Source organism: Variovorax glacialis (assembly GCF_051216375.1).
Taxonomy (GTDB): Bacteria; Pseudomonadota; Gammaproteobacteria; order Burkholderiales; family Burkholderiaceae_C; genus Variovorax.
Map to the genome: position 1 here is coordinate 352,979 of NZ_JBPJZT010000004.1, position 16,313 is coordinate 369,291.

Genomic DNA, 16,313 nt, shown 5'->3' on the forward strand with positions numbered 1-16,313 from the left:
ATGAAAAGAACCGCAATTTCCCGTCGCCGCATGAACCTGCTGCCCGTCGCCGTGGCGCTCCTGGGTGCGTTCGGCGCCGGCAGCGTGCTCGCGCAGGACACCGTCAAGATCGGCTTCACCGGACCGCTGAGCGGCGGCGCCGCCCTCTACGGCAAGAACGTCGTGAACGGAATGGAGATGGCGATCAAGGAGATCAACGCCGCGGGTCTGGAAGTCGGCGGCAAGAAGGTCACGCTCGAACTGGTGGCGCTGGACGACAAGTACTCGCCGGCCGATGCCGCGATCAACGCGCGCCGCCTCGTGCAGCAGTACCAGAGCCCGGCGGTGTTCGTGCCGCATTCGGGCGGTATCTACGCGATGCAGGCCTTCAACGAGCAGGAGAAGTTCATCGTGATGGCGTACTCCAGCACGCCGAAGATCACCGAGACGGGCAACAAGCTCACCATCCGCATTCCGCCCACCTTCAATTCGTACATCGAGCCCTTCACGAACTACGAGATGAAGAAGTTCGGCAAGAAGGTGGGCATGCTGCCGGGCGACCACGAGTACGCGAAGAACTGGAGCGCGCTCTTCGCACCGGCGTGGGAGAAGGCGGGCGGAACGGTCGTATCGAACAACCCGATGTCCTACAACCGCTCGGCCGACTTCTACAGCGGCGTGAGCCGCGTGCTGGCGGAGAAGCCGGACGTGCTGTTCGTCGGCGGCCCGTCGGAGCCGACGGCGCTGGTCGCCAAGCAGGCGCGTGAGCTGGGCTTCAAGGGCGGCTTCCTGATCATGGACCAGGCCAAGCTCGACGAGATGGCGAAGGTCACGGGCGGCCTGGCGCCGCTTGAAGGATCGATCGGCGTGCTGCCGGTGTCGTACGACGATCGCGTGGGCCCGAAGACCTTCGCGGCGGCCTATCGCAAGGCCTACGGCGCGGACAAGGACCCGACCACCGAGTCCTCGTACAACTACGCACTGGTGCACGCGCTGGCCGGCGCGATGAAGCTGGCCGGCACGACGACCGACGCGGCGGCCATCCGCGCCAAGATTGGCGAGGCGCTGACCAAGCTGCCGAAGGAAACGAATGCGGGCAACTTCAACGGCGTGGACGCGGTCGGTGGCACCATCGTCGACCCGCTGGTCGCCACGGTCGAAGGTGGCAAGATCAAGCCGGTCAACCTGAGCGACCTGGCGAAGTGACGGTGGGCCGCGCCGGGTCCGCGCGAAGGAAGAGAGGCATGCCATGTCCCATGTTTCGTTCGAAGCCGACCAGGCGGTCTGCACCATCACCCTGAACCGGCCGGACAAGCGCAACGCCGTCAACGGCGTGGTCGCCGCCGAGCTGCTTGCCGCGTTCGAGCGCTTCGAGGCCGACGACGCATTGCGCGTCGCCGTGCTGACGGGCGCAGGCGGCCACTTCTGTGGTGGCGCCGACTTGGGCGCGGTCGGAAATCCGGCCGAGCGCAACAAGCTCGATCCTGAAGGCCGTGGCAGCGGTCCGATGGGGCCGACGCGCATGGCACTGTCCAAGCCGCTGATCGCCGCGGTCAATGGCTACGCGGTGGCGGGCGGACTGGAGTTGGCCTTGCTCGCGGACCTTCGGGTGGCGGACGAGGACGCGACCTTCGGCGTGTTCTGCCGCCGCTGGGGCGTGCCGCTGATCGACGGCGGGACCGTGCGGCTGCCGCGCATCGTCGGGATGGGGCGTGCGCTCGACCTGATCCTGACGGGGCGGCCGGTGCCGGCGCCCGAGGCGCACGCGATGGGTCTGGTCAACCGGCTCACGCCACCGGGCGGTGCGCTGGCAGCGGCGCAGGAACTGGCCCGGCAACTCGCCGCCTTCCCGCAGCAATGCATGCTGGCGGATCGCCGGTCGGCCTACGAACAGTGGGATCTGCCGCTCGACCTGGCGCTGCGCCGCGAGGGCGCGCAGGGTGTGCCGATCGTGCTTGCGGAAGGTGAGGCCGGCGCGGCGCGCTTCGTCGCGGGCGCCGGCCGGCACGGCCAGTAGAAGGGAATCCGCAGGCTCAGGCCACGCGGTACTTGCCGTACTCCATTCGCGCGATCGCGCGGTTGTGCACTTCGTCCGGTCCATCGGCCAGCCGCATCGTGCGCATGCTCGCGTACTGCTTGGCGAGGCCGAAGTCGGTCGTCACGCCGCCCGCACCGTGTGCCTGGATGGCATCGTCGATGATCTTCAGCGCCATGCGCGGCGCAGCGACCTTGATCATCGCGATCTCGAGGCGCGCGACCTTGTTGCCCACCCGATCCATCATGTCGGCCGCCTTCAGGCAGAGCAGGCGTGTCATCTCGATGTCGATGCGGGCCTCGGCGACGCGTTGCTCCCACACGGACTGCTCCGAGATCCGCTTGCCAAAGGCCACGCGCGATTGCAGGCGCTTGACCATCTTCTCCAGCGCGACCTCTGCGCTGCCAATGGTGCGCATGCAATGGTGGATGCGCCCGGGGCCGAGGCGTCCCTGCGCGATCTCGAAGCCGCGGCCTTCGCCCAACAGCAGGTTCGACACCGGCACGCGCACGTCGCGGAACACCACCTCGGCATGGCCGTGCGGCGCATCGTCGAAGCCGAACACCGGCAGCATGCGAACGATCTCGATGCCGGGCGTGTCCAGCGGCACGAGGATCTGCGACTGCTGCGAATGCCGCGGTGCGTCGGGATCGGTCTTGCCCATCACGATCGCGATCGCGCAGCGCGGATCACCCACGCCCGACGACCACCACTTGCGGCCGTTGATGACGTAGTGGTCGCCGTCGCGGCGGATCTCGGTCTGGATGTTGGTCGCGTCGGAGGACGCCACGTCGGGCTCGGTCATCAGGAAGGCCGAGCGGATTTCGCCGGCCAGGAGCGGCTGCAGCCAGCGGGCCTTGTGCGCATCGCTGCCATAGCGGATCAGCACTTCCATGTTGCCGGTATCGGGCGCCGAGCAGTTGAAGACTTCGGAGGCAAAGCCGACCTTGCCCATCTCTTCGGCGCACACCGCGTATTCGAGATTGGTGAGCCCCGCACCGCGATAGGGGCTGCCTTCGGGCACCGAATCGCGCGGCAGGAAGAGGTTCCAAAGGCCCTCGGCCTTGGCCTTCGCCTTGAGTTCCTCCACGATGGGAACGACCTGCCAGCGGTTCTCGCCGAAGTCCTTCATCTGCTGCATGTACACCGGCACCGCCGGATAGACATGCTGGTTCATGAAGGCCACGACGCGGTCTCGCCAGTGCAGCTGCGTTTCGGAAAGTGTGAAGTCCATAGGGGAGCTTTCGAGAGGGGGATGTCAATCGGGGCGAGTCAACAGGTGACTCCCCCGTCGATGACGAGACTTTGGCCTGTCATGAAAGCGCCTGCCTGCGAGGCGAGGAAGATGGCGGCGCCGGCGATCTCGTCGGGCTCGCCGATTCTGCGCAGAGGCGTATTGGCGGTTCGATGTTTAAGGTTCTCGGGATCTTCCCAGAGTGCGCGCGCGAAGTCCGTCTTGATGAGACCCGGCGCGATGCAGTTCACCCGCACGTTGTGCGGACCGTACTCGACGGCCAGGTTGCGCGCGAGCTGGAAGTCCGCGGCCTTCGACACGTTGTAGGCGCCGATGACGGGCGAACCGCGCAGGCCGCCGATCGAGGAGACGATGATGATCGAACCCTCCTTGCGCTCGATCATCTGCGGCACCGCGAAGTTGATCAGCCAGTGGTTGGCGATCACGTTGTTCTCGAGGATCTTGCGGAACTGGTCGTCCTCGATGCCGCCGAGCGGGCCGTAGTAGGGGTTGGAGGCCGCGTTGCAGACCACGATGTCCACCTTGCCGAGCTGCCGCGTGGTTTCCTCGACCAGATGCCGCAGCTCCTGCTTCGAGGAAATGTTGGCCGGAATCGAGATCGCGCTGCCCTCGCCGTAGGCGCGGTTGATGTCGTCGCGCACTTCGGCGCAGGCCTCGGGCTTGCGCGACGAGATGACGACCTTGGCCCCGTGCTCGGCCATGCGTTCGGCAATGGCACGGCCGATGCCGCGCGTGGAACCCGTGATGATGGCCACCTTGCCGGCCAGTGAAAACAAGTTCATTGGATGTCTCCTGGATCTGCCAGAAATGCAAAGAGCGGATCTTCGAAGATCGGACGGAAAACGTCGGTCCTCTACGTGACTGGATTGGTGCCGCGGCGCGCCCGGCGGCCCGGCGGATCGCGAAGAGGCCGGTTGCCGGTGCCTTGGTGCTTCAGCGCGCGCTTCGGCGGCGCGGGCGCTTCAGGTAGGCGTCTCGTACCACCAGCGCCATGGTCTCGACCGGCGTGAAGACCAGAGAGGCGCCGGCCAGCACGGCGCAGCAGAAATCGCCCAGCTGGAAGATCGCTGGCGGATGCGGTTGGCTCAGGGAGGGGCTGATCACCACGGCGTGGGCCAGGAAAAGAAGGAAATTAGCGATCACCACCGCGATCAGCAGGCGGCTGCGGAACATCGCCGAGCAGATGAGGGCTTGCAGCGTGGCCGCTGCAAGGAGCGACATGCCCATCGGATAGCCGGCTGCGTACGCCTCCAGGCCGAGCGCCGCGAGCACGAGCGAGGCGGCGGCCAGCAGCGCCGACTTCCGGCGCACGGCCGCCATCGCGGCCACGGGCCGCACCGGCTCCATCAGTCGAGCGGCGCGCCGCGGATCGTATCGGCGGACTTCTGGAGCTGGCGTTGCATCTCCTCGGAGACGTGCGACCGGCCCCACCAGCCGAGGTGATCGATGAGCCATCCGCCCACCAGGACCGCCGCCAGGACACTGAGGGTGTAAAGGTCTGAATCCATGATCCGCTTCCCTGTCGATTCAACGGCCCCAGTCTGTACGGATGCGGCTCCTGTGGGAATCGGCCAATTGGCAGGTGTTGTAAATCTTCGGCGTAGAGCTTTTGACATTGCGCTCGATGCCGCCGGTCGCTACCCTCTGGCCGCCTTGCGCTGGCCTCCGAGCAATTTGGCGCGCTCTTTCTGCACATCCCTCAGCCGCGCGACCTGGTCCGGGCAATCCGCCTGCGTGCCGATCAGCACGACCGGATTCCGGCGGAGGGCGGTCACCGTCTTCTCGACCTGGGCCGGATCCCGGTGCTTGACCACCAGCCCGGCAGCCACCGCCGCCTTCGATTGCTTGTAGAAGCCCTTCTCGAAGGCCGGCGTGCCGCAGCGCGCGGCAATGACCCGGTAATCAGCCTCCTGCTGCTCGCCCGAAAGGTCCGGGCCGGCGATCGCGGTGGGCTGTGACATCGCGTTCCAGGGAAGGCAGAGAGGCAACGTCCCCAGCAAGATTCCAACGTTCAGGCGCGCAGTCATTTCACCCTCACTTCCACATCCGGCGGATGGGAGTGAGAGTGATTTTGCGCCGATCCGTTGCAGTCGGCGATCAACTGATCAGCTGGTTTTTCAGCGCGTAATAGGTCAGGTCGCTGTTGGAGGCGAGGTTCATCTTTTCCATCAGACGGCTGCGGTAGGTGCTGACGGTCTTGACGGACAGCGACAGGTGTTCCGCGATGGTGCCGGCCGTTTCACCGGTGGCCAGTTTCAGGAACACCTGGAACTCGCGCTCCGAGAGCTGCTCGTGGGGCGCGGCGTCGTTCTTGCGATCGAGTTGGCGCGCCAGCAGTTCGGCCACGGCCGGCGTGATGTAGCGACGGCCCAGCGAGATCGTGCGGATGGCCTCCACGATTTCCTTCGGGTCGCATTCCTTGTTGAGGTAGCCGCTGGCACCCTGGCGGATCAGGCTCATCGCGTAGTGCTCCTCGGGGTAGCCGCTCAGGATCAGGATGCCGGTGTCGGGCGCCTTGGCGCGCACCATCGCGATCGCGTCGATGCCGCTCTGGCCGGGCATGGAAAGGTCCATGACCAGCACGTCGATCTCGTTGGATCGCACGAGGTCGATGGCTTCGCGTCCGCTGGCCGCCTCGCCGACGACGCGCAGGTCGACGTGTTGGGAAAAGAAGTCCTTCAGGCCCGAACGCACGATCGCATGGTCGTCCACGATTCCGATCTTGATCATCACTTGCTCCTCGAGTTATTGGCTCGACAGAGCATGAGGCCGGGCGCCCCCTTCGCATGTCTGGAAGCGGCCCGACCGCGCGTAGGACAAGCCGCGAATCAGCGTGCAGGAGAGATGGCCGCGTCGACGATCGTCTGGGCTTCGTCGAGGATGCGGCGCAAATGGTCGGCGCCGCGGAAGCTCTCGCCGTAGATCTTGTAGATGTCCTCGGTGCCGGAGGGCCGGGCCGCGAACCACCCGCCCTGCGAAGTCACCTTGATGCCGCCGATCGCCGCGCCGTTGCCGGGCGCGTGGCTCAGCACACTCTCGATCTTCTCTCCGGCGAGTTCGGTGGCGCCGAGCTGTCGCGGCGACAGCGCGGACAGCTGCCGCTTCTGCTGCGGCGTCGCGGGCGCATCGATGCGGCTGGCCACCGGATTGCCGAACTCGTTGGCGAGGTCGACGTAGAGCGCGCCCGGGTCGCGGCCCGTGCGCGCAGTGATTTCCGCCGAGAGCAGGGCGGCGGTGATGCCGTCCTTGTCGGTGGTCCACACCGTGCCGTCGCGCCTGAGGAAGGTGGCTCCCGCGCTTTCCTCCCCGACCAGGCCGAGGGAAGCGTCCAGCAGGCCCTCCACGAACCACTTGAAGCCGACCGGCACTTCGTACAGACCCCGGCCGAGCCGGGCGGCGAGGCGGTCGATGAGTTCCGTCGAGACGACCGTCTTGCCGATGGCGACCTGCGAGCCCCATTGCGGGCGATGCTGGAACAGGTAGTCGACGACGACCGAGAGGTAGTGGTTCGGCGGCAGCAGCCCTGCGCTGGGGGTCACGATGCCGTGCCGGTCGTGGTCGGTGTCGCAGGCAAAGCCGACGTCGAAGCTGTCCTTGATGTCGAGCAGGCGCTGCATCGCATAGCCGGACGAGGGGTCCATGCGGATCTGCCCGTCCCAGTCGAGCGTCATGAAGCCGAAACGCGGATCGACCGTATCGCTGACGACGGTCAGATCCAGCTTGTAGCGGTCGGCGATGGCTGCCCAGTAGTGCACGCCCGCGCCGCCCAGGGGGTCGACGCCCATCCGGACCTTGGCGCCGCGGATCACGTCCATGTCGATCACATGGCCGAGGTCGCCCACGTAGGTGCCGAGAAAATCGTGGCGGTGCGTGGTGCCGGCCTTCAACGCAGCCGCATGCGGCATCCGCTTGACGCCGTCGAGCCGCTGCTGGATGTACCGATTGGCAGCGGCCTCGACGCCGCCGGTGATGTCCTGTCCCGCCGGCCCGCCGTTGGGCGGGTTGTATTTGAAGCCACCGTCGCGCGGCGGGTTGTGCGAAGGCGTGACGACGATGCCGTCGGCCAGGCCGCCCTGGCGGCCGCGGTTGTAGGTCAGGATCGCGTGCGACAGGGCCGGCGTCGGCGTGTATTCGTCATTCGCCGCCAGCATCACCTCGACGCCGTTCGCCGCCAGCACCTCGAGCGCGCTGGCGCACGCCGGCTGCGACAGCGCGTGCGTGTCGATGCCGAGAAACAGCGGCCCGTCGATGCCCTTCGCCTTGCGGTAGTCGCAGATGGCCTGCGTGACCGCGAGCACATGCCATTCGTTGAAAGACCGCTCGAAGGCCGATCCCCGGTGGCCCGAAGTCCCGAACGCGACGCGCTGCGACGCGACGCCGGGATCGGGGACATCCGCGTAGTACGCCGCGATGAGCGCGTCCACGTCGATGAGCGACTCGGGCGGTGCCGGCTTGCCGGCGAGGGGGCTGATGCGTTCGGCCATGGCAGTGAACCTCAGGCTGGGCGCGCATGCCTTGCCAACTGCTCCTTCGCGGCAGCGACGACATGCGCAGCGTCGAAGCCGAAATGCGCCTCGGCGACCTTGCCGGGCGCGGAGAGACCGAAGGAGCGCATGCCGATGATGGCACCTGCGCGCCCGACATAGCGCTCCCAACCCAGCGGCGAAGCGGCTTCCACGGAGACGCGTGCGGCCACCGATGGCGGGAGCACGCTGTCGCGGTATGCCTCGCTCTGACTTTCGAAGAGATCCCATGACGGCATGCTGACCACGCGCGCGGCAACGCCCTGGCTCTGGAGTTGCTCGTAGGCGGCGATGCAGAGTGCGACCTCGCTGCCGCTCGCCAGCAGCAGCACATCGGGCTTGCCGTCCGGCGCGTCGGCGAGCACGTAGGCGCCGCGGGCGACACCGCTCGCGCTCGCGAAGCGGCTGCGGTCGAGCGTCGGCAGCGCCTGGCGCGACAGGACCAGGCTCGCCGGACGGTCCGTCATCTGCATCACGACGCGCCACGCTTCGACGACTTCGTTCGCGTCGGCCGGGCGCAGCAGGGTCATGCCAGGCATCGCGCGAAACGACGCGAGCTGCTCGACCGGCTGGTGCGTGGGCCCGTCTTCTCCCATGCTGATCGAATCGTGGGTCCAGACGTAGATGACGGGGAGGCCCATCATCGCGGCGAGCCGGACTGAACCCCGGCAGTAGTCGGTGAAGATGAAGAAGGTCGCGGCATAGGCGCGCAGCTTCGACAGCGTCATGCCGCTGGCGATCGCGCACATCGCGTGCTCGCGAATGCCGAAGTGGAAGTTGCGGCCCTGGTAGTTGCCGCGCTTGAATTCGCCGGCCTGTTCGAAGCCCAGTGCCGTCTTCGTCGATGGCGAAAGGTCGGCCGCGCCGCCCAGGAGCCACGGGACATTCTTTGCGATGGCGTTCAGCACCTTGCCGGAGGACTCGCGCGTGGCGATGCCCTTGGCGTCGGCCGGGAAGACGGGCAGGTCGCTGTCCCAGCCTTCGGGCAGTTCGCGACCTTCCAAGCGGTCGATCTGCGCTGCCAGTTCCGGGTACTGCGTCTTGTAGGCGGCATGCATCGCATCCCATGCGCCGCGGGCACTCGCGCCGCGCTGGCCGAACTGCGCCTCGAAATGAGCGCGCACGCCGTCGGGCACGGCGAATTGCGCGTCGGGATCGAAGCCGAAGAATTTCTTCGCGAGGCGGACTTCCTCGACGCCGAGCGGTTCCCCGTGCGCCTCCTTGGTGTCCTGCTTGTTGGGTGCGCCATAGCCGATGTGGCTTCGCACGACGATGAGCGTCGGCCTGTCCTGGGTGGCGTTGAATTCACGCAGGCTTTGCGTGAGCGCGTCGAGATCGTTCGCATCGGCGACGTGAAGGACCCTCCAGCCATACGCTTCGAAGCGCTTGCCCACGTCTTCGTCGGAAGTGATCGACGTCGAGCCTTCGATGCTGATCTGGTTGTCGTCGTAGATCCAGCACAGGTTGGAAAGCTTCAGGTGGCCGGCGAGCGATGCGGCTTCGGCGCTGACGCCCTCCATCATGTCGCCGTCGCCGCACAGGGCGTAGACCTTGTAGTCAAAGAGATCGTGGTCGGGCCGGTTGTAGGTCGCTGCCAGCCAGCGCTGCGCGATGGCCATGCCGACGCTGGTCGCGACGCCCTGGCCGAGCGGGCCGGTGGTGGTCTCGACGCCGGAGGTCCATGCGTATTCGGGGTGGCCGGTGCAGCGGCTGCCTTCCTGGCGAAAGCTCTGCAGGTCGGCCATCGACACCGCGAGGCTGTCCTGCGTCGCGTAGTGCGGCCCCTTGCCCTTGACGCCACACAGGTGCAGCAGGCTGTAGAGCAGCGCCGAGGCGTGGCCTGCCGACAGCACGAAGCGGTCGCGGTTCGGCCAATCGGGGTCCTTCGGGTCGTAGCGGAGGAAACGCTGCCACAGGCAGTAGGCGACGGGTGCCGCGCCCATCGGCGTGCCGGGGTGGCCGGAGTTGGCCTTCTGCACCGCATCGATGGACAGGGTGCGCAGCGTGTTGATGCACAGAAGGTCGAGGGCCGGCGCGTCGCTGCTCATGATTTCTTCTCCGAATGGCCGCCGAACTGGGCCCGCAGGGCGGACAGCACGCGATTCGAAAAGTCGGCTTCGCCGCGCGAGCTGAAGCGGGCGTACACCGCTGAACTGAGCACGGGCGCCGGCACGCCCTCGTCGATCGCAGCCTGCAGTGTCCAGCGGCCCTCGCCGGAATCGGAAACGCGGCCCTGGAAGTTCGAGAGGTCCGGATCGGCGGCCAGCGCGGATGCCGTCAGGTCGAGCAACCAGGAGCCGATCACGCTGCCGCGCCGCCAGAGCTCGGTGATCTCGGGCAGGTTCATGTCGTACTGGTAGGCCGTGGGGTCGCGCAGCGGTGTCGTCTCGGCGTCAACGTCATGCGAGCGTTTGCCGATGTTCGCGCCGCGCAGGATGTTCAGTCCCTCCGCATAGGCGGCCATGATTCCGTACTCGATGCCGTTGTGGACCATCTTGACGAAGTGCCCGGCGCCGTGCGGTCCGCAGTGCAGGTAGCCCTGGTCGGCGGTGCCGCTGCCGGGGGCGCGGCCGGGGGTCGGCGGGTGGTCGCCCGCGCCGGGCGCCAGCGTGGCGAAGATCGGCGAGAGGTGCTGCACGGTCTCGGTTTCGCCGCCGATCATCAGGCAGTAGCCGCGATCGAAGCCGGCAATGCCGCCACTGGTCCCCACGTCGACATAGTGCAGGCCCAGGGCACGCAGTTCGCCGGCGCGGCGGATGTCGTCGCGGTAGTAGGAGTTGCCACCGTCGATGACGATGTCGCCGGGTTCGAGCAGCGGGGTCAGCGTTGCCAGCGCGGAATCCACGACCGCGGCGGGCACCATGAGCCAGACCGCGCGTGGCCGCGTGAGCTTGGCGACGAAATCCTTCAGCGTGGCCGCGCCGGTGGCGCCCTGAGCGACCAGGCGCTCGATGGAGGCGGGGGCGTTGTCATGCACGACGCATTGGTGGCCTCCACGCATCAGGCGGCTGGTCATGTTGGCGCCCATGCGTCCGAGTCCGATCATGCCGAGTTGCATCGTGTTGCTCCTGTGTCCTGTTGGGTTGATGTGTGAGCGTACGCCTGTCGTCGAGTTCCGGCGACGGCAGACCGCGGCCGGGGATCATCTTCCCGCCCACCGGAAAAGTCGAGTGCGCCTTCGGCTCTCAGAGCAGGTCGCTCGGCACGAACCACGAGAAAAGGAGCAGCTTCAGTCGCACCAGTGCATTCGCGTCCGGCTCCTCGTCGAGGACGATGTTCTCGCCGTCGGTGGTCACCCACTGGATCTGGCTGGTCTCCGGCTTGAGGCGAACTTCGTAGACGCTTTCGACGTTGTCGATCTGGAACGCATCGACCAGCCGGTGCGCGACTTCATAGCTTTCGAAGCGCACGCCCAGTTCGGTGTTGATGTTGGCCGAGCGCGGATCGAAGTTCAGCGAACCGACGAGCGCCCATTCGCGGTCGATGAGCGCGAGCTTGGCATGCAGGCGTCCGCGCGACTGGCGGAACACCTTGCGCAGGTTGATGCTGCGCTTGATCTGCTCGGAACTCACCTCGTAGAGCTGGACGCCCATCTGGAGCATCTCGACGCGGAAGCGGTTGTAGTTGATGTTGACGAGCGGTTCGTCGGTGTCGGCCAGCGAGTTCGTGGCGACGGTGATCCGGATGCCGCGCGCGCGCAGGCGCGCGATGTGGTCCATGCCTTCGTCCCCCGGCAGGAAGTACGGCGTGATGATGTTGATGTCGGACTTCGCGAGGTCGAGCAGGGCGCGCATGCGTTCCGCCACGGTGGGCGGGCGGCCCTGGAGTCCACGCGCAGCGCCTTGGACGGAGAGTCGGCCACCGCGTTGGCGCGCGTCGGAATCAGCTCCAGCTTGCCCTGTGCGATGGCAGCGCTGACCGGCACGTCGCCGAACATGTCGGCGTCGGGTGGGGGATCCGGCGGTGGCGCCTCCGATGCGGAGGTCCGGGCGTCGAATTGCGCCCGCAGCGCTTCGGGCGGCTCCGTGGATGCAACGATGTCGTGCAGCGGGAAGACGACTTCGCTGTTCCAGTAGTTGTCGAAGATGGTCTCGAGTTCGTTGACGACGGGACCGGCGGCCAGCATGTCCAGGTCGATGAAATTGGCGCCCGTGCTGCGCAGGAAATACTCGTCCGCGAGGTTGCGCCCGCCGACGACGGCCACCGCGCCGTCGGCCACGAAGAGCTTGTTGTGCATCCGGTGATTGAGCCGGCTGAAATCGGCCGCGAAGCTGACCCACCGGGTGGCCATCTGGTCCCTGCCGCTGACGAACGGGTTGAACAGGCGGATCTCGACGTTCGGGTAGGCGGCCAGGCCGAGGAGCAGGGGGTCGAGCCCGGCCGTGTAGAAGTCGTCCAGGAGCAATCGCACGCGAACGCCGCGCCGGGCCGCGTCGCGCAATTCGCGGAGGATCAGCTTGCCGGTCTTGTCGTTGCCCAGCAGGTAGTACTGCAGGTCGAGCGAGGTCTGGGCGTGGCGCATCAGCGCGAGTCGCGCATCGAGCGCTATGGCGCCCTGCGGCATCACCCGCGCGCCCGAAACGCCGCCGCGCTCCTCGTAGAAACCGGCCGTGAGCCTGCCCAGTTCGGTGGCCGGCGATGCCGAAGCGGCCGGGCTGTAGGGCGTGACCGTGCGAGACGGCAGGCTGGTGCAGGCGGAAACCAGGCAGACGAAGGCCATCGCCGCCCAACGAATCAGGGATGCGGGCAGGGCGGAGGGTCTTGGCATGGAGCGGGGTTTGCCTGCGCGGCGACGCGGGCAGCGCATCGTAGCCGGCCCATGAAATGCACCCGGATTCGGCGCGGACTTCGGGTTCGCCCATGATTTAGATGAGAATCGCTTTCAATTGCAATGAAGAAATCCAGCCGATGCCTATGACCTCCGGAAACGCGAGGCCGCTTTGAACAGCCGACGAATCAAGACCTGGGCCTGGGTCCACAAGTGGAGCAGCCTCGTCTGCACCGTGTTCATGCTGCTCCTGTGCATCACGGGGCTGCCGCTGATCTTTCACCACGAGATCGGCCATCTGCTGGGCACCGAGGTCGAGGCGCCGAGCATGCCGGCGGGTACGCCGCGGGTGAGCCTCGACCGCGTGCTCGAGGTGGCGAAGGCGCAGTACCCGGACCGCATCGTGCAGTTCGTGTCGCAGGAAGAGGACGACGACGCCGTCTGGTTCGTCACGCTCACGCCGACGCCCGAACCGACCGACAACTTCAAGCAGGTCGCTGTCGATGCGCGCACGGGAGACGTGCTGGCGCATCCGAAGACGGACGAAGGCTTCATGTATGTGGTGCTGAAGCTGCATGTCGACCTGTTCGCGGGGCTGCCGGGCAAGCTCTTCCTTGGCTTCATGGGCCTGCTGCTGCTGGTGGCGATCGTCTCCGGCGTGGTGCTGTATTCGCCCTTCATGCGCAAGCTGGAGTTCGGCACGGTGCGGCGCGAGCGGCGCCCGCGCCTCAAGTGGCTGGACCTGCACAACCTGCTCGGCATCGTGACGCTGGTGTGGGCCTTCACGGTGGGGGCGACCGGGATGATCAATACCTGGGCCGATCTCATCGTCAAGTACTGGCAGTACGACCAGCTCAGCGCCTTGCTCAAGCCCTATCAAGGGCAGCCGACAGTGCCCATGGCGGAGCGCAGTTCGGTCCAGCGTTCGCTGGATGTCGCACTCCAGAGCGCGCCGGGGATGAAGCTGGCGTTCATCGCCTTTCCGGGGACTTCATTCTCGAGTCCGCACCACAACACGATCTTCCTGCGCGGCAACGAGCCCTTCACGTCGCGCCTGCTGCAACCGGTGCTGGTCGATGCGCAGAGCAACGAGATCACCGCCAGTCCCAGGCTCCCGTGGTACCTCACGGGACTGCTCGTGTCGCAACCGCTGCATTTCGGCGACTACGGCGGCATGCCGATGCAGATCCTGTGGGCGCTGCTCGACATCGCCACCATCATCGTGCTGGGCAGCGGCCTCTACCTGTGGCTCAAGCGGGGCAACACCGTGCCGGCGGCGGCGCGCGAGCACGGCCCTGCGCACGAGCAACCCGCGACGCTGCCGCAGCCGAATGCGGCAGCGAAGGCGGGGACATGAGCGGGCACGCGAAGCCTCACGGTCATTTCTGGCGCCTGTGGGGCTGGCCGATCGTGCTGGGCCTGCTGACGATCGTCGGCCTCGTCTCGGCGCTGTTCAGCGACGGCGGGTTCGGCGATGCGCTGGCATGGGTCGCGCTCGGCATTCCGGTCGCGGTCGGCATCTGGTACGGCTGGTGTAGGCGCTCGCCACATCCCTAGCGGCGGCGCGGCTTGTGGCGCCATAGGGTCTTGCCCTTCAACGGCGAGGCTGCGCCGCCAAGCAGAATCGCCCGCATGAAATCTCCCGTCGCCGTCGCCTGTCTGCTGATCGCAGCATCGTCTTCCACCCAGGCGCAGGATGTCGGGACCGTACCGACCTTGGGCGAAGTCACGGTGACTACGCCGCGCGGTGCGGAGCCGGTGTTCGACGTCGCCGGTTCGGTCACCCGCGTGGAGGGCGCCGACATCCGCGACATGCGCCTGCAGTCGCAACTCTCCGAGGGCCTGAGCGCCGTGCCCGGGCTGCAGATCCAGAACCGGCAGAACATGGCGCAGGACCTGCAGCTGTCGATCCGCGGCTTCGGTGCGCGCTCCACCTTCGGCGTGCGCGGCATACGCATCTACATCGACGGCATTCCGGCGACCTTGCCGGACGGGCAGGGGCAGACTTCCAACATCGACATCGGCTCGCTCGACCGCGTCGAGGTGCTTCGCGGGCCGTTCTCCGCGCTCTACGGCAATTCGTCCGGCGGCGTGGTGCAGTCCTTCACAGAGACGGGCGAAGGGCCGCCGAAGCTGGGCTTCTCGCTGGCCGCGGGCAGCTTCGGCACGACGCGCATCGGCTCGACGGTGGGTGGATCCTCCGGTGCCGTCGACTACCTGCTGAGCGGCAGCCACTTCGAGACCGACGGCTACCGCGATCACAGCGCGGCGGAGCGCAACATCGTCAACGGCAAGCTGGGCATCAACCTGGAGGATGGTGGCCGGCTGACCTTCATCGTCAACGGCGTGCACCTGAGCGCGCAGGACCCGCTGGGTCTCACGGTGGAGCAGTACGCGCTCGATCCGCGCAGCGCCGCGGTCGCCACCCAGTTCAACACCCGCAAGACCGTGGACCAGTCGCAGGCCGGCCTGCTGTACGAGCGTCCCATCGACGCCAGCAACGCGTTGCGCCTGATGGTCTACGGAGGCGAGCGCAAGACCACGCAGTACCAGGCCATTCCGCCATCGGCGCAGGTGAATCCGTTGAGCGCGGGCGGCGTGATCGGCCTGTCGCGCGACTACGGCGGCCTCGACCTGCGCTGGATCTCCCAGATGCAACTGGCGGGCCGCCCCTTCGAACTCGTGGCCGGCCTGGCCTACGACGATCTTCGCGAGCAACGCACCGGCTACGAGAACTTCATCGGCCCGGTGGCAAACCCCATCCTGGGCGTGCAGGGCCGGTTGCGCCGCAACGAGACCAACAAGGTCGACAACCTCGATCCCTACCTGCAGGCCACCTGGCGGCTTGCGGAGCAATGGACCCTCGAAGCCGGCGTGCGCCGCAGCAATGTCGACTTCCGTTCGACGGACCACTACATCGTCGGCGCGAACCGCAACGACAGCGGCAGCGCCAGCTATGGCGAGACGCTGCCGGTCGCCTCGTTGCGCTACCAGGCGACACAGGACCTCGCCCTCTATACGTCCGTGGGCCGCGGCTTCGAGACGCCGACGCTGAACGAACTCTCGTACCGTCCCGACGGGCAAGGAGGTCTCAATTTCGCGCTGCAGCCCGCGACCAACGACAGCGTGGAAGTCGGCGCCAAGGCGCGGCTGGCGGGCGGCCTGCTCACGGCGGCGCTGTTCGAGACGCGCACGGACGACGAGATCGTGACCGCCACCAACGTGGGCGGCCGCGCCACCTTCCAGAACGCGGGACGCACGAAGCGCGAAGGCTTCGAACTGGCCTGGCAGCACGAGACCGTCAACCACTGGCGCACGCAGCTTGCCTACACGTGGCTCAATGCGCGTTACAGCGACCCCTTCTGCTCGACGGTGCCGTGCAACCCGAGCAGTTTCGTGCCCGCGGGCAATCGCATCCCGGGGATCGCACCCCAGTCCTTCTTCGCCTCTTATGGTTGGGCGCCGCCCGAAGGATGGCGCGCGGGCGCGGAACTGCGCGCGCTCGGGAGCATCCAGGCGAACGACCGCAACACCGTCAGCGTGCCGGGCTACGGGGTGGTTGCGCTGTTCGCGGGCTACGTGAAGCGCTGGGAGCGATGGGAATTCAACGCCTTCGCGCGCATCGACAACCTGTTCGACAAGCAATACATCGGCTCGGTCATCGTCAACGAAGGCAATGCCCGTTACTTCGAGCCGGCGCCCGGGCGCAACTGGACGGTGGGCATGGGAGCGGCGTATCGTTTCTGAATTTCC

General features: G+C 67.0%; 15 protein-coding genes and 1 pseudogene. 5 read left to right on the plus strand and 11 right to left on the minus strand.

Annotated features, from left to right (window positions below; genetic code table 11):
- Positions 1-1,185: an ABC transporter substrate-binding protein gene (locus ACSFBL_RS13410; RefSeq protein WP_435516274.1), complete on the plus strand. Its 1,185-nt coding sequence runs from the start codon at positions 1-3 to the stop codon at positions 1,183-1,185.
- 43 nt (positions 1,186-1,228) lie between these two features.
- A complete protein-coding gene (locus ACSFBL_RS13415; protein WP_435516275.1) occupies positions 1,229-1,996 on the plus strand; it encodes a crotonase/enoyl-CoA hydratase family protein in 768 nt (255 codons plus the stop codon).
- Between the two features lie 16 nt (positions 1,997-2,012).
- Here the strand turns inward: ACSFBL_RS13415 and ACSFBL_RS13420 are convergent, their stop codons facing one another.
- The 11 genes and pseudogenes from ACSFBL_RS13420 to ACSFBL_RS13470 all read right to left on the minus strand — a co-directional run.
- Positions 2,013-3,248, minus strand: coding sequence for an acyl-CoA dehydrogenase family protein (locus tag ACSFBL_RS13420; RefSeq protein ID WP_435516276.1), 1,236 nt, complete (start codon positions 3,246-3,248; stop codon positions 2,013-2,015).
- Positions 3,249-3,286: 38 nt separating this feature from the next.
- The gene (locus tag ACSFBL_RS13425; RefSeq protein WP_435516277.1) at positions 3,287-4,051 is read right to left on the minus strand and encodes an SDR family NAD(P)-dependent oxidoreductase; all 765 of its coding nucleotides are present in this window, start codon (positions 4,049-4,051) and stop codon (positions 3,287-3,289) included.
- 151 nt (positions 4,052-4,202) lie between these two features.
- Positions 4,203-4,598: a hypothetical protein gene (locus tag ACSFBL_RS13430; protein ID WP_435516278.1), complete on the minus strand. Its 396-nt coding sequence runs from the start codon at positions 4,596-4,598 to the stop codon at positions 4,203-4,205.
- Between the two features lie 17 nt (positions 4,599-4,615).
- On the minus strand, positions 4,616-4,777 hold the full coding sequence (locus ACSFBL_RS13435) for a hypothetical protein (RefSeq protein WP_435516279.1): 162 nt from the start codon (positions 4,775-4,777) through the stop codon (positions 4,616-4,618).
- 129 nt (positions 4,778-4,906) lie between these two features.
- Entirely contained in the window at positions 4,907-5,230 is a 324-nt protein-coding gene (locus ACSFBL_RS13440; RefSeq protein ID WP_435516280.1) for a hypothetical protein, read from the minus strand.
- Between the two features lie 136 nt (positions 5,231-5,366).
- Entirely contained in the window at positions 5,367-5,999 is a 633-nt protein-coding gene (locus tag ACSFBL_RS13445) for a response regulator (RefSeq protein WP_435516281.1), read from the minus strand.
- 98 nt (positions 6,000-6,097) lie between these two features.
- Positions 6,098-7,753 (minus strand): phosphoglucomutase (alpha-D-glucose-1,6-bisphosphate-dependent), encoded by a 1,656-nt coding sequence (gene pgm, locus ACSFBL_RS13450; RefSeq protein ID WP_435516282.1) that lies wholly within the window; start codon positions 7,751-7,753, stop codon positions 6,098-6,100.
- Between the two features lie 11 nt (positions 7,754-7,764).
- Positions 7,765-9,840, minus strand: a complete 2,076-nt coding sequence (tkt, locus tag ACSFBL_RS13455) for a transketolase (protein ID WP_435516283.1) — start codon at positions 9,838-9,840, stop codon at positions 7,765-7,767.
- Entirely contained in the window at positions 9,837-10,850 is a 1,014-nt protein-coding gene (gnd, locus tag ACSFBL_RS13460; protein ID WP_435516284.1) for a phosphogluconate dehydrogenase (NAD(+)-dependent, decarboxylating), read from the minus strand. The genes tkt and gnd overlap by 4 nt, the downstream gene beginning before the upstream one ends.
- A gap of 127 nt (positions 10,851-10,977) precedes the next feature.
- On the minus strand, positions 10,978-11,586 hold the full coding sequence (locus ACSFBL_RS13465; RefSeq protein ID WP_435516285.1) for a phospholipase D-like domain-containing protein: 609 nt from the start codon (positions 11,584-11,586) through the stop codon (positions 10,978-10,980).
- 335 nt (positions 11,587-11,921) lie between these two features.
- Positions 11,922-12,599 (minus strand): annotated as a pseudogene (locus tag ACSFBL_RS13470) (phospholipase D-like domain-containing protein); the annotation flags it as partial.
- 133 nt (positions 12,600-12,732) lie between these two features.
- Between ACSFBL_RS13470 and ACSFBL_RS13475 the strand changes: the two are divergent.
- The 3 genes from ACSFBL_RS13475 to ACSFBL_RS13485 all read left to right on the plus strand — a co-directional run bounded on the left by ACSFBL_RS13475 (position 12,733) and on the right by ACSFBL_RS13485 (position 16,307).
- Positions 12,733-13,917 (plus strand): PepSY-associated TM helix domain-containing protein, encoded by a 1,185-nt coding sequence (locus ACSFBL_RS13475; protein WP_435516286.1) that lies wholly within the window; start codon positions 12,733-12,735, stop codon positions 13,915-13,917.
- The gene (locus ACSFBL_RS13480) at positions 13,914-14,117 is read left to right on the plus strand and encodes a hypothetical protein (RefSeq protein ID WP_435516287.1); all 204 of its coding nucleotides are present in this window, start codon (positions 13,914-13,916) and stop codon (positions 14,115-14,117) included. Before ACSFBL_RS13475 ends, ACSFBL_RS13480 begins: the two co-directional genes overlap by 4 nt.
- A 75-nt stretch (positions 14,118-14,192) precedes the next feature.
- Positions 14,193-16,307: a TonB-dependent receptor domain-containing protein gene (locus tag ACSFBL_RS13485; protein ID WP_435516288.1), complete on the plus strand. Its 2,115-nt coding sequence runs from the start codon at positions 14,193-14,195 to the stop codon at positions 16,305-16,307.
- The last annotated feature ends 6 nt before the right edge of the window (positions 16,308-16,313 follow it).